At 68.3% G+C, this 20,905-nt stretch carries 20 protein-coding genes and 1 tRNA gene; 7 read left to right on the forward strand and 14 right to left on the reverse strand.

The genetic code is table 11. The annotated features are described in order from the left end of the window. Window positions 1-78: 78 nt before the first annotated feature. The 9 genes from NF20_RS16950 to NF20_RS16980 form a co-directional block, all read right to left on the reverse strand. Complete coding sequence (locus NF20_RS16950; protein WP_019733492.1) at window positions 79-1,545, reverse strand: IS1634 family transposase; 1,467 nt, start codon at window positions 1,543-1,545, stop codon at window positions 79-81. A gap of 499 nt (window positions 1,546-2,044) precedes the next feature. Then, on the reverse strand, window positions 2,045-2,404 hold the full coding sequence (locus tag NF20_RS27720) for a hypothetical protein (protein WP_033713192.1): 360 nt from the start codon (window positions 2,402-2,404) through the stop codon (window positions 2,045-2,047). Between the two features lie 236 nt (window positions 2,405-2,640). Beyond that, entirely contained in the window at window positions 2,641-3,288 is a 648-nt protein-coding gene (locus NF20_RS27300) for a hypothetical protein (protein ID WP_139334244.1), read from the reverse strand. 12 nt (window positions 3,289-3,300) lie between these two features. Further along, the gene (locus NF20_RS27305; protein ID WP_139334245.1) at window positions 3,301-4,386 is read right to left on the reverse strand and encodes a hypothetical protein; all 1,086 of its coding nucleotides are present in this window, start codon (window positions 4,384-4,386) and stop codon (window positions 3,301-3,303) included. Between the two features lie 450 nt (window positions 4,387-4,836). Further along, window positions 4,837-4,909: transfer RNA gene (locus NF20_RS16960), tRNA-Ala, on the reverse strand. 52 nt (window positions 4,910-4,961) lie between these two features. Continuing rightward, window positions 4,962-6,008, reverse strand: coding sequence for a gephyrin-like molybdotransferase receptor GlpR (gene glpR / locus NF20_RS16965; protein WP_050427660.1), 1,047 nt, complete (start codon window positions 6,006-6,008; stop codon window positions 4,962-4,964). A 205-nt stretch (window positions 6,009-6,213) separates the two neighbouring features. Beyond that, window positions 6,214-6,867, reverse strand: a complete 654-nt coding sequence (locus tag NF20_RS16970; protein WP_179151722.1) for a GNAT family N-acetyltransferase — start codon at window positions 6,865-6,867, stop codon at window positions 6,214-6,216. A gap of 20 nt (window positions 6,868-6,887) precedes the next feature. Further along, the gene (gene glp, locus NF20_RS16975) at window positions 6,888-8,174 is read right to left on the reverse strand and encodes a gephyrin-like molybdotransferase Glp (protein ID WP_003872802.1); all 1,287 of its coding nucleotides are present in this window, start codon (window positions 8,172-8,174) and stop codon (window positions 6,888-6,890) included. A 127-nt stretch (window positions 8,175-8,301) separates the two neighbouring features. Continuing rightward, complete coding sequence (locus NF20_RS16980) at window positions 8,302-9,210, reverse strand: UTP--glucose-1-phosphate uridylyltransferase (RefSeq protein WP_003877502.1); 909 nt, start codon at window positions 9,208-9,210, stop codon at window positions 8,302-8,304. A 76-nt stretch (window positions 9,211-9,286) separates the two neighbouring features. Between NF20_RS16980 and NF20_RS16985 the strand changes: the two genes are divergently transcribed. The 4 genes from NF20_RS16985 to mscL all read left to right on the forward strand — a co-directional run bounded on the left by NF20_RS16985 (window position 9,287) and on the right by mscL (window position 11,578). After that, complete coding sequence (locus tag NF20_RS16985; protein WP_011723942.1) at window positions 9,287-9,877, forward strand: 5-formyltetrahydrofolate cyclo-ligase; 591 nt, start codon at window positions 9,287-9,289, stop codon at window positions 9,875-9,877. Window positions 9,878-9,983: 106 nt separating this feature from the next. Next, window positions 9,984-10,310, forward strand: coding sequence for an FmdB family zinc ribbon protein (locus tag NF20_RS16990; protein WP_003872805.1), 327 nt, complete (start codon window positions 9,984-9,986; stop codon window positions 10,308-10,310). Between the two features lie 64 nt (window positions 10,311-10,374). Next, on the forward strand, window positions 10,375-11,055 hold the full coding sequence (locus NF20_RS16995; RefSeq protein ID WP_009975242.1) for an SAF domain-containing protein: 681 nt from the start codon (window positions 10,375-10,377) through the stop codon (window positions 11,053-11,055). Window positions 11,056-11,122: 67 nt separating this feature from the next. Further along, entirely contained in the window at window positions 11,123-11,578 is a 456-nt protein-coding gene (mscL, locus tag NF20_RS17000) for a large-conductance mechanosensitive channel protein MscL (RefSeq protein ID WP_003872807.1), read from the forward strand. 24 nt (window positions 11,579-11,602) lie between these two features. Here mscL and NF20_RS17005 read toward each other — a convergent pair whose 3' ends face one another. From NF20_RS17005 to rpmF, 5 genes are all read right to left on the reverse strand, one after another. Next, on the reverse strand, window positions 11,603-12,100 hold the full coding sequence (locus NF20_RS17005) for a MogA/MoaB family molybdenum cofactor biosynthesis protein (protein ID WP_008254072.1): 498 nt from the start codon (window positions 12,098-12,100) through the stop codon (window positions 11,603-11,605). A gap of 59 nt (window positions 12,101-12,159) precedes the next feature. Continuing rightward, window positions 12,160-13,626: a S1C family serine protease gene (locus NF20_RS17010; protein WP_011723940.1), complete on the reverse strand. Its 1,467-nt coding sequence runs from the start codon at window positions 13,624-13,626 to the stop codon at window positions 12,160-12,162. Between the two features lie 82 nt (window positions 13,627-13,708). Beyond that, entirely contained in the window at window positions 13,709-15,277 is a 1,569-nt protein-coding gene (locus NF20_RS17015; RefSeq protein WP_019732008.1) for a HAMP domain-containing sensor histidine kinase, read from the reverse strand. Window positions 15,278-15,293: 16 nt separating this feature from the next. Further along, on the reverse strand, window positions 15,294-15,980 hold the full coding sequence (gene mprA, locus NF20_RS17020; protein WP_003872811.1) for a two-component system response regulator MprA: 687 nt from the start codon (window positions 15,978-15,980) through the stop codon (window positions 15,294-15,296). Between the two features lie 58 nt (window positions 15,981-16,038). Continuing rightward, window positions 16,039-16,212 (reverse strand): 50S ribosomal protein L32, encoded by a 174-nt coding sequence (rpmF, locus tag NF20_RS17025; RefSeq protein ID WP_003872812.1) that lies wholly within the window; start codon window positions 16,210-16,212, stop codon window positions 16,039-16,041. A 230-nt stretch (window positions 16,213-16,442) separates the two neighbouring features. Here rpmF and NF20_RS17030 point away from each other — a divergent pair, with 230 nt between their 5' ends. The 3 genes from NF20_RS17030 to NF20_RS17040 are packed head-to-tail and all read left to right on the forward strand — an operon-like array spanning window position 16,443 to window position 20,901. After that, window positions 16,443-18,164, forward strand: coding sequence for an acyclic terpene utilization AtuA family protein (locus NF20_RS17030; RefSeq protein ID WP_019732009.1), 1,722 nt, complete (start codon window positions 16,443-16,445; stop codon window positions 18,162-18,164). Beyond that, the gene (locus NF20_RS17035) at window positions 18,161-19,309 is read left to right on the forward strand and encodes an acyl-CoA dehydrogenase family protein (protein WP_011723936.1); all 1,149 of its coding nucleotides are present in this window, start codon (window positions 18,161-18,163) and stop codon (window positions 19,307-19,309) included. The genes NF20_RS17030 and NF20_RS17035 overlap by 4 nt, the downstream gene beginning before the upstream one ends. A gap of 2 nt (window positions 19,310-19,311) precedes the next feature. After that, window positions 19,312-20,901: an acyl-CoA carboxylase subunit beta gene (locus NF20_RS17040; RefSeq protein ID WP_085988239.1), complete on the forward strand. Its 1,590-nt coding sequence runs from the start codon at window positions 19,312-19,314 to the stop codon at window positions 20,899-20,901. The last annotated feature ends 4 nt before the right edge of the window (window positions 20,902-20,905 follow it).

A 20,905-nucleotide genomic window follows, 5' to 3' on the forward strand; every position in this document is an offset into this window, starting at 1 on the left:
GCCGCCCAAATCACGTGGGTCAGCGATTTTCGGCGAGCTTCTTTACCCGTGGATCCACCGGACCCGACTTTTATCAGGCTAGTGCGCACGTAGGCTGTGGATGTTTGCGAGGATTTCGGCGAGGTCGGGTGGTGGCGGTTCAGCAGCGGTCAGGGTGTGCTTGCCGGCTTGGATAGTGACGGTACGGTAGCGGCGTGCGGTGCGAACGAATTTCTTAATGCTCCAACCGGTTTGGTGCTCGATCCAGTGCGATACCGCCATCGCGGCGAAGACAACGCTGAGGTGGGCTTCGATGGAGTCGCGGGTGCGGTGATAGATCGGGCGGGCTTGCAGGTCGTGCTTGGACATCCGGAACGCCTTTTCAATGCGCCACAACTGGTGATACGCCTCGATGACGAAAGTGGCCGGTTGGCTCACCAGGTTGGTGGTGTATCCCTTCCACCCGGCCAACGCCCGGGCCTTGGCCTCCAGTGTGCGATTCACGCTCTTGGTAGCCCCGGTGAGCTGGATGTAGCGGTTACGTTTGACCGGGGCATGCCCGTCAACAGCACGTTCGGCCTTGGCCACCTGCTCATCGATCCCCCGCAGCGTGCGCCGGGCCCGGTCATGGCGGTACTGGTAGTGGATGATCCGGTCCGGGATGCCGCGGGTTTTCTCGCCGCTGGTTGATGGCCAGGGCTGGGTGAGCACCAGGCCGTCGGGGATCGCCTCATCGGAGTGCTTGTCGCGCCACTCGCGCACCACATCAGGTAAAAACGGAATCCTCGCGCCGAGAATGTAGGACAGCCCTGCCGCGTGCAGGGCGACCTGGTTGGCTTCCGAGATCATCCCGGCATCAGCGACGACCGTGACGTCGGTGAGTTGGTGAGCGGCCTTGAACGCGTTGATCACCGGCAGCATGGTCGCGGTCTCTGCCTTATTGCCCTCAAAGGCCGCCACCGTCAACGGGAACCCGCCAGCATCGGTCAACAACCCCAGGGTGATCTGCGGGTCCAACCGTCTTTCCTTGGAGAATCCGGGCTCCCGGAACCCATCACCAGCATCGGTCTCGAAGTGCAGCGTCGACACGTCATAGAGCACCAGACTGGCCGGACCCAATTGCGCGTGGGCAGCGCATGCGGTCGAAAGCGCTTGCCGGAAAGCGGGTTTGGCGAACACCGGCAGACGGCGGTTCAGCGTCGGATACGACACCGGGACGACCCCAGTCTCCTCGACGACCCGAAGTGAATCGGCCTTGCTGGTCGGTTCGATGATCCGGGCCAACACCAACTGACGAAACGCCTCATCCCCATCGGCGACGTTGGCGAACCCGACCTTGTCATAAGCAGCGCACAATGCTTCCCACAGCAGCGCCGACTTCGAGGACGTGATCGGCAACGGCTCGGCCGCCGAACGTTCGGCCAAGCCAAGGTCGAGTTGCGCTTGGCCGGCGGCCAGTCGCTGCGCCGCGGCAGCCTTCAAAGCGGCCACCCCGGCCTCGTCATGCGCCGAACCCAGATGCTCGATCCGGCGTGACCCGCGCCGCGAGGACCACACGACCTGCACAGCCATCGCCCCCGAGGATGTCTTCACCGTGCGCACATAGGCCACGCAGGCACCCTACGGCCCACCGGCTAGTGCACAAATCCGCACCAGGCCACAACCGAAGACACAGGTCACAGCCCTACACAACCGCCGGATCGCCGACAGTGATAAAAGTCAGGTGATAAAAGTCGGGTACGAGTAGCGGGTTTCCAGCCCGCAACCCGTGCAGGTATGGGTAGTCATCCGGCTATGGTCTCATCGCGGCGGGCGTGCCTCGCGACTGACGCCTGACTGGGCCCAAACGCGTTGGAGCTAAGGGGATTCGAACGTCTTACCCGCAACAACCGCTACTGCCTGCCGGCAAAGCGGGACCTGGCCGCCCAAATCACGTGGGTCAGCGATTTTCGGCGAGCTTCTTTACCCGTGGATCCACCGGACGCCGGTCTTTTCGCTGGCCGCGACGGCCGCCTTGGCGGCAGCCTTGCGCACCGCGAGGCTCCGCTGCTCCACCTTTTGGGGGTTATCGTCCCGGGGCGCCATCGCCATCCTCCGGCCCGCTTAGTGCTGCATGTTCGGCAATCATCTGCACGATTTCGGAATCATCGACAGTCGCCAGTCTAGAGGCCACCAGGGCGGAGAGCATTTTCCAGCCCAACTCGGCCTGGGTGGCGGTGACCCCGCCGTCGACGGATTCGGATCCGTCCGCTTCCGCGCCGAAGTGCCCGGGTCCGATGGCATCAACCCGCACGACCACTCCTCCTCCCACCACCGCGGCAGCGAAGCCCTGTATGGCATGGCCGACGTCGTCTACGGTCACGGCGACCAACTCCAAGCCGACGGCATGACTGCCGAACATCGCCATTCCCTGGGCGGCGTGCAAGTCAGGATTCCAGGACTACCCCCGGTCACCATCGGTCCACGGCCCACTGCGCGGCCCGCGGGTAAGGGACGTCGTGGGTGATCGTGGCGAGTTCTAGCTAGCTCGGCTTGCTGGTACTGCGCCCGACGACTTTGATTGCGCCGCACATGGTTTGGCGCCCGGTCGGGACATCGCCGACTACGAATTCTCGGGCGGTGGACCATAGTAGCCTCGAATTTTGCGCTACTCGCCATTCCCTATTCAGCACTCGGCACGTAAGAGTAAGACTCGCGCACTTCCATTATCGACGACCACTGAGGAAATCCGGCGATTATCTCAGCGTCGGATAACTCACCCATATCAGGCGGCGCGCCGTCGATCCCCTCAATATGCCCAATATAAATACTGGCGCCCAGGCCAGATACCGACAAACGACCAAATTTCAGAATATATTCTGCTAACCCACTGGGGTTCAGACCTGCCGAACTCGCCGACGAGTTGAGTCCTTTTCCCTGCCGCGAGCTGTCTGACGCGTCAAGGGCCCGCATGTCCTCGTCGCTGCTATTCCACTGCGGAAACGGCGGTCCTGCGCCCGCGGACCCTATGGGCTCCCAATTGGCGTACCGCGCATGCCAGGGCCGCTGGCGCGCTGCGTCGTCGTTCGACCAAACAACGTTGCCGACACCGGTTACGACAACGAGTGCAGTATTCGAGCCTTCGAAACCACAACACCATTGAATGTCACAGAGGATGCCGACGCGAGACCGTTGCGGCGACAGGCGCATGTCGATGAACTCGGCATCGTTTAGCGCGCCGGTAATGGTCAGTGGGTTGCGGTGCAAGGACGACTTCGATTCCACGTCCGGCGTGAACTCATAAAGCTCGCTAACCGGGTAAAAATTCATGACCACCTCTCATTACTCCGGCAACGGTATGTGCGCATAGTCATCCGACGGAGGTATCGTTCGCCCGGTAAAGGGATTTACCGTTTGGCCCATGCCATTCATGTACACTACATAACCATCTGGATATTGGGCCGTCGGTTCCATAACGCGGATTGTCGTCACACGTGGGTCAATCCCCGCGTGACCAGGTGGCAATGAAAACTGCCAGCCCTTACCGGATTCGGCGGGTCCGATTGCGCTCTCTCCGGATGGGACACCCGGCAATTGCTCGCCGTGCGGGCCAACGACGCTCTCGGGCGGATGCTGATGGAATAGAACATCAAGATACTGCTGTTTTTCGGCGTTAAGCTGTTCGGTCTCAACGTGAAAATCGGCCCTTCGTGGGTCATTGGGCGGAAGCTGCTCAATGACCGGCTTATCGATATGGTTGTGCTCCCATATCCTTTTGTTGACATCTTTGAGACCAGCTTTGGCTTGCTCGCGTGACATGCCTGACGATGGAGCGTCTTTGAACGTGTGGTTGTCGACGCCGCGCACGTGACCATCCGTGGACGGCCTATTGGCGGTCGGATCGTGCGGGAAGGTATCGCGAACACCGGCGACCACGGCGGTGATTTTGCCGGCGACTTCTTGGTCCAGACTGACGAGTTGCGCCGCACGTTGGCGGATATCGCCGGCTAAGGCCCGGGCCTGAGCTTGCCGAGCGGCCCGCTGCGCGGTCGAGCCACCAACCGTGCGATCCCTAATCGAAAGATCTTCGCCCACATCGAATCCCGCGCTGTGCGCATCTTCGACGGCGTAGCGCACGCGGGAGCGGGCCGCAGAGAGATCCGAGGCCCCGCCACGCGCCACACTGGCTGCCGCTCGCAGCTGGTCAGCGACCGCGCTGGTGCTCGTCATGTCGGCGTGCGTCGCGCTGCGCAGCGTGTCAGCGGCGGCGCCGCGCCAATCGGCTGACAGCGCGTCGCGCCACACCTGGTGCGCGATCCCGAACGTGCGCTCGCTTACGGTCTCCCAGTAATCTGCTGCCTCGGTAAGGTGGTCGGTCGGCCAGGCCAATAGCGCGGATAACCCGGGCACCCCTGCGACGCCCGGCATTGCTACACGGTGGTTACCGGCGCGGCGACCGCAGCGAATTCGGCGGCCGACGCGCCTTCGTTGGAGGCATACCGACGATCTGCTTCGGCCAGACTAGTCGCGCGAGTCCCAATGCGGATGGCCAACTCGGCTCTGAACGAGGCGATAGCTCCGTGGGCGGCGCTAACGGCAGACAAACTGGGCTGGCACGACGACCCTGGCGTCGGCGGAGCCGCCGTCTCACTGAGAAGATCGCCCGCCGCAGCATCCCACCGGGCAGCCACAGCATGAAGACCGGCGCCATCAACACGCAATATGTGCTGCACGATCGCAACTGTAGGTTCGATGTTTCACGCCTGCCAGTCACTAGCCACGATGCTGCCGAGAACGCGTCGGGCCACAAGCGGCGGAGCAGTCACCGCAACGGGTGAGTCGGGCCATGGGTTACACCTGCGCGCCGCTGATGACTCGTGGAGCTAAGGGGATTCGAACCCCTGACCTACTCGATGCGAACGAGTCGCGCTACCAACTGCGCCATAGCCCCTGATCGCTAAGCAGGCTACCAGCCGCGGCAGCAACTGCCGAAACCGCGAGCACTATTCGCCGACGGCGCGCGGCAAGTCCCTGGGCCAACCGAACGTCCGCATCGGCATCGCGTACTCCAGGTGCTCGAAGATCGGGTCCTCGTCGTCGATCTCGAGCACCACCGCGCCCGGGCGCCGCAGCCGCGACGGCACCACGTCGTACTCACGGGCATAGGCGTTCTCGACGCCGAGCCGCGCCCGCGCCATCCGCTGCATGCGGCGCCGGCGCACCTTCTCCTCGATGCGCGTCTGGCGGCGCAGATAGCCCAGGTAGAGCAGGGTCACGGTGGTCGCGGCGCCGCAGACCCACCACGCCGTCGGCGAGATCTTGAACGCCGCGGTGGCCGAGCCGACCAACACGACCGCCATCGCCATCAGCACCCGCTTGCGGAAGGCGTATTTGCGGGCGCTGACCGCGGCGGCGGTCTTGGTGTCGAACCGGCGCCGCCGCGAGGCGTTGCGCGGCATCGGCGCCGGCGCCTCCTCGTCGGCCTCGTCGCCCTCGGCGGCAGGCTCCTCCAGGCCGGACGAGTCGTCGACGTACTCGTAGCTGTCCTGCTCGTCGCCGCCCTTGGCGACCGCCTCGGTGTCGACGTCGTCGTCCTCGGCCGGCTGCTCGTCGTTGTTCTCGGCCGCGGAACCGCTGGCGCCCACCGGAAGTGCGGCGGAATCCTCGACCACGTCGACGTCCAGATAGTCGGGCTCGGCGGGTTCGGCGGTGGCCATCCTCATGACCACCGGCCGCCGGCGGCTCAGCTCGTCGGTGTCGGCGTCGTCGTCCTGGTCACCGGGCTCGTCCGCGGCGACGTCGTGCTCCTCGTCGAGGTCGGCGTCGGAGTCTTCCGGTCGCGTCCAGTGGGGATCGCTGCGGTGCCCGGCGGCCGGCCCGCCGCGCTTGACCAGCCGAGAGTTGGCCCCGCCGTTGAGGACTCGGGTCGCCAGCGCCACATCGCTGGTGCGGCGCACCGCGTCGCGTTTGCTGACCAGCATCGGCACCAAGACGAACAGCCACAGCACCACGAGCGATATCCACAACAACGACTGCGGGATGCTTGGCATGATGACCTGCTCTCTTCGGTTCCCATCCCCCGCGAAGCCCATCGGTGGCCAACGCGGCCGGGTCGTGATGACCAGGACAATTACACACCTGTAATTTGCCTCTCACAAGCACCACTAGTCACTCGTGTCGCGCTAGTCCCAGATGGGCAACGTTTCGGCCGCCACCGGCGCGTCGCCGTAACGCCGCCGTACTAGGCCACGGCCGTCACACCCAGCTCGCGTTACCGGCCCGCACCAGCGTCGACGCCACCGATCCGCTGACCTCCTCGACCGTGATCGCCATCAACAGATGGTCCCGCCAGGCCTTGTCCACCTCGAGGTAGCGCTGCAATAGGCCCTCCTGGCGGAACCCGACTTTCGCCAGCACGGCCCGGCTCGCGGCGTTCTCCGGACGCACGGTGGCCTCCACCCGGTGCAGCATGACCGGGCCGAAGCAGTGGTCGAGACCCAGCGCCAGGGCCGCGGTGGCCACCCCGCCGCCGGTGGCCGAGCGCGGTACCCAGTAGCCGATCCACGCCGACCGCAACGCCCCGTGAGTGACGTTGCCGACGGTCAGCTGGCCGCAGAAGCGCCCGTCGAGCTCGATGACGTAGGGCAGCATCCGGCCCTGGCGCGCCTCGGCGCGCAGGCCCGAGCACAGGGCCGGCCAGGCGGCCACCGCGTGCCGGGTCGTCCAATCGCCCTCGGCGCTGGGCTCCCACGGTTCCAGATGCGCCCGATCGGCCAGCCGGATCCGGCTCCACTGCGCGCCGTCGCGCAGCCGGACCGCCCGCAACCGGACCACCCCGGCCGGCACCCGCAGCGGGCCGACACTCATCGGCCAACCGGGATGACGGGAATTGTTGCGCAACAGGTTCACGATGTGTGCAGTCGTTCCGCTCAGCCGCGCTGAGCCAAGAAGGCGACGTCGACGATCTCGCCGGTGCGGATCTGCTCGGCCCCGCTGGGCACCACCACCAGGCAGTTGGCTTCGGCGAGGGTGGCAAGCAGGTGCGACGACGCGCCCGGGGCGCCGCCCAGCGCCTGCACCAGATACTCGCCGCTGTCCTGATCGCGCATCAGCTGCCCGCGCAGATAGCCCTTGCGCCCGGCCACCGACGTGATGGGCGACAGCGTGCGGGCCTGCACGATGCGGCGCATCGGCTGGCGCTTGCCCAGCGACAACCGGATCAGCGGGCGGACCATCACCTCGAACACCACCAGCGCGCTCACCGGATTGGCGGGCAACAGGAAGGTCGGAACGCCCTCGCGGCCCAGCTGCCCAAAACCCTGGATGGAGCCCGGGTGCATGGCGACCCGGACGACCTCGATCTCCCCGAGCTCGGACAGCACCTGGCGCACCGCTTCGGCCGCGGCGCCACCGACCGCGCCGGCGATCACGATCACCTCGGCGCGGTTGATCTGGCCCTCGACGATGTCGCGCAGTTCCCTGGGGCCGCCGCCGACGATCCCGATCCGGTTGACCTCCGCCCCGGCGTCGCGGGCCGCCGCCGCCAGCGCATAGGAGTTGACGTCGTAGACCTGCCCGTTTCCCGGGGTGCGCGAGATGTCGACCAGTTCTCCGCCCAGCGCCATGATCGTCACCCGCGGCCGCGGATGCACCAGCACCCGCTCGCGGCCGACCGCGGCCAGCAGCCCGACCTGGGCCGCCCCGATCACCGCTCCGGCGCGCACCGCGACGTCGCCGGGCTGGACGTCGTCGCCGGCCCGGCGCACATAGGCGCCCGAGGGCGCGCCCCGGTAGATCCGCACCCGCTGCGTCCCGCCGTCGGTCCACCCCAGCGGCAGCACCGCGTCGGCCAGCGTGGGCAGCGGGGCGCCGGTTTGCACCCGGACGGCCTGCCGCGGCTGCAACCGACTGGGGGTGCGCGACCCTGCCTCGACGGTTCCCATCACCGGCAGCACCAGCCCGTCGCGCGCGTCGTCGACCGAGTCGTCGAGCGGCGCGGGCAGGCCCTCGGCGCCCACCTCGCCGACGCCGAGCACGTCGACGCTGCGCACCGCGTAGCCGTCGATCGCGGCCTGATCGAAACCGGGCATCGGGCGTTCGGTGACCACTTCCTCGGCGCACATCAGGCCCTGCGCCTCGGCGATCGCCACACGTATCGGCCGCGGCGCCACCGCGGCAGCCGTGATCCGGGCCTGCTGCTCTTCCACCGAACGCACAGCGCGCCTCTCTGCCCTCAAATCCGGCGGGCGCCGCATGGCGCACGACCCGCCCACTGCGCGGGCGGGGCATCCCCGCCCGGGACCGCTTGGCGTTGCGCCGACCCGCCGTCGCCTGCCGGCCCGGTTACTGCTCGGACAGGCCTAACCGCGCCACCAACCACTGCCGCAAATCCGGGCCGTAGTCGTCACGGTCCAATGCAAAGTCAACCGCAGCCTTGAGGTAGCCGCCAGGATTTCCCAAGTCGTGTCGAGATCCGCGGTGCACGACCACGTGCACCGGGTGGCCCTCGGAGATCAGCAGCGCGATCCCGTCGGTCAGCTGGACCTCGCCGCCGGCGCCGCGGTCGATGCGGCGCAACGCGTCGAAGATGGCGCGGTCGAGCACGTAGCGGCCCGCCGCGGCGAACATCGACGGCGCGTCCTCGGCCTTCGGCTTCTCGACCATGCCTTTGACCCGCAGCACGTCCGGATCGTCGTCGGGCACCGGCTCGACGTCGAAGACGCCGTAGGCACTGATCTCCTCGGGCGTCACCTCGATGGCGCACAACACCGTGCCGCCGTAGTGCGCCCGCACCTTCGACATGGTCCCCAGCACACCGGTCGGCAGCACCAGGTCGTCGGGCAGCAGCACCGCGACCGCGTCCTCGTCGTCGGCCAGCCGCGGTTCCACACACCCGATCGCGTGGCCCAGTCCCAGCGGCTCGCTCTGCACCACCGACTCGACCTTGATCAGCCGCGGCGCCCGCCGAACCTTGTCCAGCATCGCGGTTTTGCCGCGCTCCTCCAGCGTGCTCTCGAGCACCAGGTCCTCGACGAAGTGCGCGACGACACCGTCCTTGCCCTCCGAGGTGACGATCACCAGGCGTTCGGCGCCTGCCTCGGCCGCCTCGGCGGCGACGAGCTCGATCCCGGGGGTATCGACCACGGGCAGCAGCTCTTTGGGGACCGTCTTGGTCGCGGGCAGGAATCGGGTACCGAGGCCGGCGGCGGGCACAATCGCCGTGCGTGGCACCACCACGTTTGGGCATGACATCGTTCACACGATAACCCGCATCGACTTTGCCGAGTGGATGTGGCGCAGGCGAAGACCGGGCTGTCATGGTTTACCCATGGCCACCACCGGCAAGGCCGCCCTGCGCGAACGGCTGCTCGCCGCCCGGCGCCGCGTTGCCGACGACGTTCGCGCCGCTGAGGCGCGGATGCTGCGCGAACAGCTGGAGTTCATGGTGACCAGCGGCAGCACCGTGTGCGCCTACGTGCCGGTGGGCGCCGAGCCGGGCTCCGTCGAGATGCTGGACATGTTGCTGCGGCGGGCCGGGCGGGTGCTGCTGCCGGTTGCCCGCACCGCCGCCGACGACACCCCGCTGCCGCTGTGCTGGGGCGAATACCGGCCCGGCACCCTGACCACCGGGCGGTGGGGGCTGCTCGAGCCGGCGCAGCCGTGGCTGCCCGCATCGGCGCTGGCCGACGCGGCCCTGGTGCTGGTGCCGGCGCTGGCCGTGGACCGCCGCGGGGTGCGCCTGGGCCGGGGCCGGGGGTTCTACGACCGCTCGCTGGGCGACCGCGATCCGCGGGCGCGGCTGGTCGCGCTGGTGCGCGACGCGGAACTGCTCGACGAGCTACCGGCCGAGCCGCACGACGTCCCGATGACCCACGCGCTGACGCCGCAGCGCGGGTTGGTCACCCTCGGCGCCCGCTGACGTCTCGGTCGTCTCGGTCGTCTCGGGAATGAGACGCGTCACCTGGCGGTTCTAGCACTTGACACGCTAGAGTGCTAACAAGGTTTGCGACCATCCGGAGGTTTACGTGCCGACTTACAGCTATCAGTGCACCGAGTGCGACGATCGCTTCGACATCGTGCAGGCCTTCACCGACGACGCGCTGACCACGTGCAAGCACTGCTCCGGGCGGCTGCGCAAGCGCTTCAACTCCGTCGGCGTGGTGTTCAAGGGCAGCGGCTTCTACCGCACCGATAGCCGGGAGTCCGGCAAGAAGCCCGCGGGGTCGACCAACGGCTCCTCCTCGAGCGACTCGAGCTCGTCGACGAGCGACAGCTCCGGCTCGAGCGCCAAGTCCGGCTCGGGCGAGAAGGCCGCCAGCAGCCCCGCGCCGGCCGCCGCCGCGGCCGGCTGACGGTTATCCACAGCGGCGCCGCCGAGCGCCGACCCGGGCGCCGCGCCGCGCCTACCGTTGCGGCGTGGGCGAATCCTCGCTGAACCCAAGCGTATTGAGCCGGCTGTCGGTGTGGCTGCGGCCGGACTGGACGCGCACCGTACTGGCCCGTCGGGTCGCGGCCGGCGCCCTGGTGGTGTTGGCCGCGATCGCCGCGCTGCGGTCCGATCCCGCCGGTGACTATGCGCCGGTAGTGGTGGCCGAGCACGACCTGCGCCCGGGCGCCGCGTTGACCGCCGCCGATGTCCGTCTCGAAAAGCGTTTGGCCGCAACGGTTCCCGAGGGATCACCCGCCGAGATCGGCGCGGTGCTGGGTTCCACACTGGCCGGCCCGGCGCGACGCGGCGAGGTGCTCACCGACGTGCGACTGCTGGGCAGTCGACTGGCCGAGGCGGCCGTCGGGTCCAAGGCGGCAGCGGGCGCGCGCATCGTGCCGCTGCACCCGGCGGACGGCGCGCTGATCGACCTGGTGCGGCCCGGGGACGTGGTCGACGTGCTGGCCGCGCCGGCCAACACCTCGGCGGAGACGACCCACGCCGCGCCCAAGGTGCTGGCCACCGACGCCGTCGTGGTGCTGGTGTCGGCCCGGGAAAAGATTCAGGCCGCCGGTGCCGACCGCGTAGTGTTGGTTGCGCTACCGGCTGGGGTGGCGAACACGGTGGCAGGAGCGGCGCTCGGCCAGACGGTGACACTCACCCTGCACTGAGCGCCTGTCCGCGGGGGATCACCTGGCCGACAGCAAACTCTGTCCAGTCCCAGAAAGGCCATCGCCAATGCTCAAAGGGTTCAAGGAGTTTCTCTCGCGGGGCAACATCATCGACCTGTCCACAGCGGTGGTCATCGGTACCGCGTTCACCGCATTGGTCACGACATTCACCGACAGCATCATCAAGCCGTTGATCAACCGCATCGGCGTCAACCAGAAGTCCGACATCGGCATCCTGCGGATCAGCATCGGCGGCGGGCAGACCATCGACCTGAACAACGTGCTGTCCGCCGCGATCAACTTCGTGATCATCGCCGCGGTGGTCTACTTCCTGGTCGTGTTGCCCTACACGACGCTGCGCAAGCGGGGTGAGGTCGAGCCGGCCGACGACGCCCAGGTGGTTCTGCTCACCGAGATCCGCGATCTGCTCGCGCAGACCAACGGCGACTCGTCGGGCAAGCACGGCAGCGTGAGCACCACACCCCCACCGGAGTACGGGCCGCGCGCGGAGGCCGAGTCGTAACGACCGGCGCCGGGCAGCCCGGGTCTAGATCTCCAGGCTCGACAACTGCCCAATGATCTGGGCCGCCAACGGATTCAGCGTCGCCATGCCGTCGCGCACCGCATAGCGGGAGCCGGCCAGGTTGACCACCAGCGTGCTGCCGGACACCCCGGCCAGTCCGCGTGACAAGCCGGCGTCGATGATGCCGGCGGACAGCCCCGAGCCGCGGATGGCCTCGGCGATGCCGAGGATTTCGCGATCGAGGATCTCCCGGGTGGCCTCCGGGGTGACGTCGCGCGGGGTGACGCCCGTCCCGCCGACGGAGACGACCAGGTCCACCCCGCCGATCACCGCGGTGTTGAGCGCGTTGCGGATCTCGACCTCGTCGGCGGCGACGGCGACCACACCGTCGACGACGAATCCCGCCTCGGTGAGCAGCTCGGTCACCAGCGGCCCGCTGTGGTCCTCGTCCCCGTGGGCGGTGCGATCGTCGACCACCACGACCAGTGCCCGGCCAACTACCAACTCCGCACCCGTTTCCATGGGTGCAACCGTATATCCGAGCTCCGACAATCCCGCCGCCGAGGGTTCGTCCACTCTCACTACTGGTCCGCCTTTCCCAGGGTGACCGGCAAAGTCCGGCTGCCGCCGCCGGCGGGATCGGAGAACGTCAACGTGATCTTGTCGCCCGGCGCTTTGGACCGCACGGCGGCGACCAACGCGTCGGCGCTGTTGATCGGGCGGTCGTCGACCTTGGTGACGACCACGTTCTTGGGCAGGCCGGCGCTGGCGGCCGCACCGCCCGACACCACGTCGACGACCTTGGCGCCCGGGGTGCCCTTGTCGTTGGTCACCTGCACGCCCAGCGAGGCATGTGACGCCTTGCCGGTGGCGATCAGCTCGTCGGCGATCCGCTTGGCCTGGTCGACCGGGATCGCGAAGCCCAGCCCGATCGAGCCGCTCTGCGCGTCCGGCGAGTCGGCGCCCAGCGTGGCGATGGCCGAGTTCACGCCCACCAGTTGGCCGTTCATGTTGACCAACGCTCCCCCGGAGTTGCCGGGGTTGATCGCGGCGTCGGTCTGGATGGCGTCCAGCACGGTGTTCTGGTTGCCGGACTCACCGGTGGTGGACACCGGCCGGTTCAGGGCGCTGACGATCCCGGTGGTCACCGTGCCGGACAGACCCAGCGGCGACCCGATCGCCACCACCGGCTGACCGACCCGCAGGTCCGACGACGACCCCAGCGAGATGGGGGTGAGCCCGGACATGCCCTGCACCCGGATGACGGCGATATCGCTGGTGGGGTCGGCACCGACCACCGTGAACGGCGCGGTGCGGCCGTCGGAGAAGGTGACCGTCGTCTTCGGGGTGCCGGCGCCGGGACCACCGCCCGGGCCGCCGGGCGGCAGCGGGACCACCGGGGGCGCCGCGGGACCCTTGGGCGGTCCCGCCGCGGCCGCGACGACGTGGTTGTTGGTCAGGATCAGCCCGTCGGTCGACAGGATGATGCCGGAGCCCTCCTCGGACTGACGGCCCAGATCGGTCTCCAGCATCACCACGCTGGGCACCACCTTGGCCGCCACCTGCTCGACACTGCCCGGCGGCATGTTCGCCGCCGGGACGCTGGGCGCCGCCCCGGCGATGCGCCCGCCGCCGCTGCCCGTTGCGTGGGTGCCCATTTCGACGGCCGTTGCGGCGGCACCACCGATGCCGGCCGACACCACCGCGATGGCGACCGCTCCCACCGTCAAAAGCCCTGCGCGAGAACGCTTTTGAGGTTCCGGCGGCCCGGGCATCCCGGGGTGCATGCCGGGCAGCGGACCGGTGCCGGTGCCGCCGGGGACGCGTCCCGGCCCGGCATTGCCGAAGGGCTCGTAGGGCGAGCGGAACTGGGTGGTTTGCGAGGGCTGCGACCGATAGCGCCAGTCGAATTGCTGCTGGTAGGGCTGCTGCCCCTGGGCATAGCCTGAGGAGCCCGCGTGGCTCGGGACGGGCGCAGTCTGATTCGGCGCGGGCGGGTATCCCGGCTGCTGCTGCGGCGGTGGCGAATACCTCGGGTCATTCGTCATGTCGCTAAGTCGCTCTTCCTCTATCTCGGCGTTTCGGCTCGCGGTGGGCTCGGCTCGGCTGGGTTTAACAGTAGCCGCAGACCTACCTTGCCCGCGCGGACTGAGAGTCCACTGAGATAACGTTCGCCGATTCCCGAGAGTTCGCCGTGTCCCCGGCCACCGGTACGGCGGGGTCGGTGGCGGCCTCCGCCTTGTCGGTTTCCGACTCGCCGGCGGGCGTCGAGTGGCCGGCCGGCGGCAGCGGCCGCCCCGGCAGCAGCACATAGAAGGAGGTGCCCGGCGGCTGGCCGCCTGGCACCGTGTCCTCGACGCGCAGCATGCCGCCGTGGTTGAGCACGACCTTCTTGACGATGGCCAGCCCCAGCCCGGAGCCGGGCATGGCCCGCGCCGACGTCGAGCGGTAGAACCGCTCGAACACCAGCCGGCGCTCCTGCGGCGGAATGCCGGGCCCGTGGTCAGAGACCACCAGCTCGGCGTGCGACGGGTCGAGCTGGCGCATCGTGACGCCGACGTGCCCGCCGGGCGGGCTCCACTTGGCCGCGTTGTCCAACAGGTTGAGCACCGCACGCGACAACCCGGCGGCATCGCCGTACATCTGCCACGGCGTCACATCGACGTCGAAGTGAATGTCGTTGCGCCGCCGCCTGACTCGCTCCAGGCTGCGATCGATCACATCGGACATGTCGACCGGCTCGTGCACCACCTGCCCGGCGTCGTCACGGGTGAGGTCCACCAAATCGCCTACCAGCGTTGACAATTCCTCGATCTGGGCGAGCACATCGGCGCGCAGCTCGACCATCTCCTGCTCGGGCAGCCGCGGGGCACCCGGCTCCATCGAGGCCATCAGCAGCTCGACGTTGGTGCGCAGCGACGTCAGCGGGGTGCGCAATTCGTGTCCGGCGTCGGTGACCAGCCGGGCCTGTCGCTCCCGGGACTCGGCCAGCGCCCGCAGCATCAGGTTGAACGACTCGGTGAGCCTGGCCAATTCGTCGCTGCCGAACACCGGGATGGGCCGCAGGTCGTCGGTGCGCGCCACCCGCTCGGCCGCTTCGGTCAGGCGGGCCACCGGGCGCAACCCGGCCCGGGTGACCATGCCGCCCGCCACCGCCGCGACGGCCACGCCGACACCTCCGACGATCAGCAGCACCCACCGCAGTTTGTTCATCACCGCCTCGGTCGGCTTGAGGCTCTTGGAGATCAACAACGACGTGCCGTTCTGCAGATGCACGGCCAGGATGCGCTGATCGCCCGCGGTGCGCCGCGACATGAACAGTTCGCCGTGGATGACCGCCTTTTCCGGCGACCCCACCGGCAGCGTCTGACCCGGCTGCTGGGCGGTGTAGATGGCGTGGCCGGGGTTCACCAGCATCGCGTTGACGTCCGAATAGGCGGTGCCCTCGATCGCCTTGCCGGGGTCGGCGGCCAACGAGCCGCTGGCGATCAGCAGTTGCGCCCGGCTCTGCAGTTGGTTGTCGATGTCGCTGTAGAGGGCGGCCGAAATCACGGCGTAGACGGCGAACGCCATCAGCACCACGACCATGGCCACCATCGACATGGCCAGCAGCATCACCCGCCATCGCAGCGACAGCGAGGGGGTGGCGCGCAGGGGCGCGCGCAGCGGGGGGCGCTGGGGCCGGTGCAACCGGATCATCGCGGCGGGCGGCTCGTCACGGCGGCGTCTCCCGAAGCACGTAACCCACCCCGCGCACCGTGTGGATCAGCCGCGGCTCGCCGTCGGCTTCGGTTTTGCGGCGCAGGTAGCCGACGTACACCTCCAGCGCATTGCCCGAGGTGGGGAAGTCGAAGCCCCAGACCTCTTCGAGGATGCGGCTGCGGGTGAGCACCCGGCGCGGGTTGGCGATCAGCATTTCCAGCAGCGCGAACTCGGTGCGCGTCAGGCTGATCCGGCGCTGCCCGCGGGTGACCTCCCGGGTCACCGGGTCCAGCGTCAGATCGGAGAACGTCATCGCCACGGATTCGGCGTCGTCCTCGGGCTTGGTGCGGCGCAGCAGCGCCCGCATCCGGGCCAGCAGTTCTTCCAGGGCGAACGGCTTGGGCAGGTAGTCGTCGGCGCCCGCGTCCAGCCCGGCCACCCGCTCGGAGACCGAATCGCGGGCCGTCAGCACCAGGATGGGCAGGTCGTCACCGGTGCTGCGCAGCTGACGGCACACCTCGAGGCCATCCAGTCGCGGCATCATCACATCCAGGACGAGCGCGTCGGGGCGATCGCTCGCGATCATGTCGAGAGCCTCGACCCCGTCATGGGCCAACTCGACGGAGTAGCCGTTGAAGGACAACGACCTGCGTAACGACTCGCGCACCGCGCGATCGTCGTCGACGACCAGTATTCGCACGGCCCCTAGTTTCGTCCCACCGCCTGAGACTGACCTGAGAGGCGCGCCGGGATTGCGGCTAGCGGCGGTCGAGATCGATCAGGCCGAGACGGGCCGCCTTGAGCAGCCTGCGCGGCACCTTGTGCCGCTGACCTGCCACCGTCACACCGACGAGCTCGGTCTTCTCCGCCTTCCACTGCGCGCGCCGGCTACGGGTGTTCGCGCGCGACATTCTGCGCTTGGGTACGGCCATGGTCGGGCCTAACTCCTCGGTCGGGGGCTTGAACGGGCATGTCGCGCGGCGTGGCCGGTCGGGCCGAACGTGCGACGATTGGACATCAGGATAGTCGTTGGCCTGCTGGTCACCAAAACGACGCCCGCCGACGATCGACCGTCCTTGACGTGACACCGGCGGTACCCGATAACCTACCGGTTGGTTGGTTGGTTCGCGGTCACCGGTACGCCCACGAATGGAGGACACGCATGGCCTCTCCTTCCGGTCCTCCCGGCGATCCGGGAGCGGTCCGCATCGCGAACTGCTCCGGGTTCTACGGCGACCGGCTGTCGGCCATGCGCGAGATGCTGACCGGCGGTGAGGTGGACTACCTCACCGGCGACTACCTGGCCGAACTGACCATGCTGATCCTGGGCCGCGATCGGATGAAGCACCCCGAGCGCGGCTACGCCAAGACCTTCCTGACCCAACTCGAGGACTGCCTGGGCGAGGCCCGCGACCGCGGGGTCCGCATCGTGGCCAACGCCGGCGGACTCAACCCGGCCGGCCTGGCCGACGCGATCCGCGACCTCGCCGCCCGGCTCGGCCTCGATGTCCGGGTCGCCCACGTCGAGGGCGACGACCTGCTGGCGCGCGCCGCCGAGCTGGGGCTGGGCAGCCCGCTGACCGCCAACGCCTACCTGGGCGCCTGGGGCATCGTCGACTGCCTGGGCGACGGCGCCGACGTCGTCGTCACCGGCCGGGTCACCGACGCCTCGGTGATCGTCGGGGCGGCCGCGGCGCACTTCGGCTGGGAACGCAGCGACTACGACCGGCTCGCCGGGGCGGTGGTGGCCGGCCACGTCATCGAGTGCGGGGTGCAGGCCACCGGCGGCAACTATTCCTTCTTCACCGAGGTGCCCGACCTGACCCACGCGGGTTTCCCGCTGGCCGAGGTGCACGCCGACGGCTCCTCGGTGATCACCAAGCATCCGGGCACCGGCGGGCTGGTCAGCGTCGACACCGTCACCGCGCAACTGCTGTACGAGATCACCGGCGCGCGCTACGCCAACCCCGACGTCACCGCGCGGATAGACACCGTCGAGCTGTCCTCCGACGGCCCCGACCGGGTGCGCATCAGCGGCGTGCGCGGTGAGCCGCCGCCGCCCACCTACAAGGTGTCGCTGAACAGCATCGGCGGATTCCGCAACTCGATGACCTTCGTGCTGACCGGCCTGGACATCGAGGCCAAGGCCGAGCTGGTGCGTCGGCAGCTGCAGTCCGCGTTGGCGGTCAAACCCGCGGAGCTGCAGTGGTCGCTGGCCCGCACCGACCATCTCGACGCCGACACCGAAGAGGCCGCCAGCGCCCTGCTGCACTGCGTCGTCCGCGATCCCGACCCGGCCAACGTCGGGCGCCAATTCTCCTCGGCCGCAGTCGAATTGGCACTCGCCAGCTATCCGGGATTTCATGTCACCGCCCCGCCGGGCGACGGCCAGGTGTACGGCGTGTTCACCGCCGGCTATGTCGACGCCGATAAGGTGCCGCACATCGCGGTGCACGCCGACGGCACCCGGGTCGACATTCCTTGCGCCACCGATACTTTGGAGTTGGCGCCGGTCGATGACCCGGCGCTGCCCGAACCGCTGCCGGACGGCCCGGTGCGCCGCGCGCCGCTGGGTACTATCGCCGGGGCCCGCAGCGGAGACAAGGGCGGCTCGGCCAACGTCGGGGTCTGGGTCCGCACCGACGAGCAGTGGCGCTGGCTGGCCCACACGTTGACCGTCGAGCGGCTCACCGAGCTGCTGCCCGAGGCCGCCGAGTTCGCCGTCACCCGCCACCTGCTGCCCAACCTGCGCGCGGTCAACTTCGTCATCGACGGCATCCTCGGACAGGGTGTCGCCTATCAAGCCCGGTTCGACCCGCAAGCCAAGGGGCTGGGCGAATGGCTGCGCGGCCGCTACCTCGACATCCCGGAGAGCCTGCTGTGAATCTGTGGACCACCCCCGAGCGCGAACAACTGCGAAAGACGGTGCGCTCGTTCGCCGAACGCGAGATCCTACCGCACGTCGACGAGTGGGAGCGCAGCGGCGAGCTGCCGCGCGAATTGCACCGCAGCGCCGGGGCGGCCGGGCTGTTGGGCGCCGGCTTTCCCGAATCGGTCGGCGGCGGGGGCGGCGACGGCGCCGACGCGGTCATCATCTGCGAGGAGATGCATCAGGCCGGAGCACCGGGCGGGGTGTTCGCGTCGTTGTTCACCTGCGGCATCGCGGTGCCGCACATGATCGCCTCCGGGGATCAGCGGCTCATCGAGGAGTTCGTCCGGCCCACGCTGGCCGGCGAGAAGATCGGTTCGCTGGCCATCACCGAGCCGGGCGGCGGTTCGGACGTCGGTCATTTGCGGACCTCCGCGGTACGCGATGGTGATCACTACATCGTCAACGGCGCCAAGACCTACATCACCTCCGGGGTGCGTGCCGACTATGTGGTGACCGCGGTCCGCACCGGGGGCCCTGGGGCGGCAGGGGTTTCGTTGCTGGTGGTCGAGAAGGGCACTCCCGGGTTCGAGGTGACGCGCAAGCTGGACAAGATGGGCTGGCGCTCCTCGGACACCGCCGAGCTGTCCTACACCGACGTCCGGGTACCGGTGTCCAACCTGGTCGGCGCCGAGAACACCGGGTTCGCCCAAATAGCCCAGGCCTTCGTCTCCGAGCGGATCGGCCTTGCCGCACAAGCGTATTCGAGTGCGCAGCGGTGCCTGGACCTGACGGTGCAGTGGTGTCGCGACCGCGAGACGTTCGGCCGGCCGCTGATTTCCCGGCAGTCGGTGCAGAACACGCTGGCCGAGATGGCCCGCCGCATCGACGTCGCCCGGGTGTATTCGCGCAACGTGGTGGAACGCCAGCTGGCCGGTGAGACGAATCTGATCCCGCAGGTGTGCTTCGCCAAGAACACGGCCGTGGAGGCCGGCGAATGGGTTGCCAACCAGGCCGTGCAGCTGTTCGGCGGCATGGGCTACATGGCCGAATCCGAGGTCGAACGCCAATACCGGGACATGAGGATCCTGGGCATCGGCGGCGGCACCACCGAAATCCTGACCGCGTTGTCCGCCAAACTGCTGGGATTCCAATCATGACCGTGCTGCAGTCCACCCTCGACCGCGAGGCCACCGCCTTCACCGACGCGGCGTCGGCGGCGATGGCGAAACTCGAGGAGATCGACACCGAACTCGCCAACGCGCTGGCCGGCGGCGGACCGAAATACGTTGAACGCCACCACGCCCGGGGCAAGCTGACGGCGCGGGAACGCATCGAACTGCTGGTCGACCAGGACTCGCCGTTCCTGGAGCTGAGCCCCCTGGCGGCCTGGGGCAGCTCCTTCAAGGTCGGCGCCAGCACCGTCACCGGTATCGGCGTGGTCGAGGGCGTCGAATGCATGATCGTGGCGAATGACCCCACGGTCAAAGGCGGCACCAGCAACCCGTGGACCCTGAAGAAGATCCTGCGGGCCAACCAAATCGCCTTCGAGAACCGGCTTCCGGTGATCTCCCTGGTGGAGTCCGGCGGGGCGGACCTGCCCACCCAGAAGGAGATCTTCATCCCCGGCGGACGGATGTTCCGCGACCTGACCCGGCTGTCGGCTGCCGGAATCCCCACCATCGCTTTGGTTTTCGGAAACTCCACGGCGGGCGGCGCCTACGTCCCGGGCATGTCGGATCACGTGGTGATGATCAAGGAACGTTCCAAGGTGTTCCTGGCCGGTCCGCCGCTGGTGAAGATGGCCACCGGTGAGGAATCCGACGACGAATCACTGGGTGGGGCCGAAATGCATGCCCGGGTCTCGGGTTTGGCCGACTACTTCGCCGTAGACGAACTCGACGCGATCCGCATCGGCCGGCGCATCGTGGCCCGGTTGAACTGGGTCAAGCAGGGCCCCACACCCAAACCGGTCACCGAGCCGCTGTTCGACACCGAAGAGCTCATCGGCATCGTGCCCGCCGATCTGCGCATCCCGTTCGATCCGCGGGAAGTGATCGCCCGCATCGTCGACGGCTCCGAGTTCGACGAATTCAAGCCGCTGTACGGCTCGTCGCTGGTGACCGGCTGGGCCCGGCTGCACGGCTATCCGATCGGCATCCTGGCCAACGCGCGCGGTGTGCTGTTCAGCGAGGAGTCGCAAAAGGCCACCCAGTTCATCCAGCTGGCCAACCGCTCCAACACGCCATTGCTGTTCCTGCACAACACCACCGGCTACATGGTAGGCAAGGACTACGAAGAGGGCGGGATGATCAAGCACGGGTCGATGATGATCAACGCCGTGTCCAACTCGACGGTGCCGCACATCTCGCTGTTGATCGGCGCCTCCTACGGCGCGGGCCACTACGGCATGTGCGGCCGCGCCTACGACCCGCGTTTCCTGTTCGCCTGGCCGACGTCGAAGTCCGCGGTGATGGGCGGCGCCCAGCTGGCCGGCGTGCTGTCCATCGTGGCCCGCGCGGCGGCCGAGGCCCGCGGCCAGCAGTTCGACGAGCAGGCCGACGCGGCGATGCGGGCGGCGGTGGAAGGCCAGATCGAAGCGGAGTCGCTGCCGCTGGTGCTGTCCGGAATGCTCTACGACGACGGGGTGATCGATCCACGAGACACCCGCACGGTATTGGGAATGTGTTTGTCCGCCATAGCCAATGGCCCGATCGAGGGGACGTCGAACTTCGGCGTCTTTCGGATGTGAGCCC

The sequence above is a fragment of the Mycobacterium sp. MAC_080597_8934 genome, from assembly GCF_000523975.1.
Classification (GTDB): domain Bacteria; phylum Actinomycetota; class Actinomycetes; order Mycobacteriales; family Mycobacteriaceae; genus Mycobacterium; species Mycobacterium avium.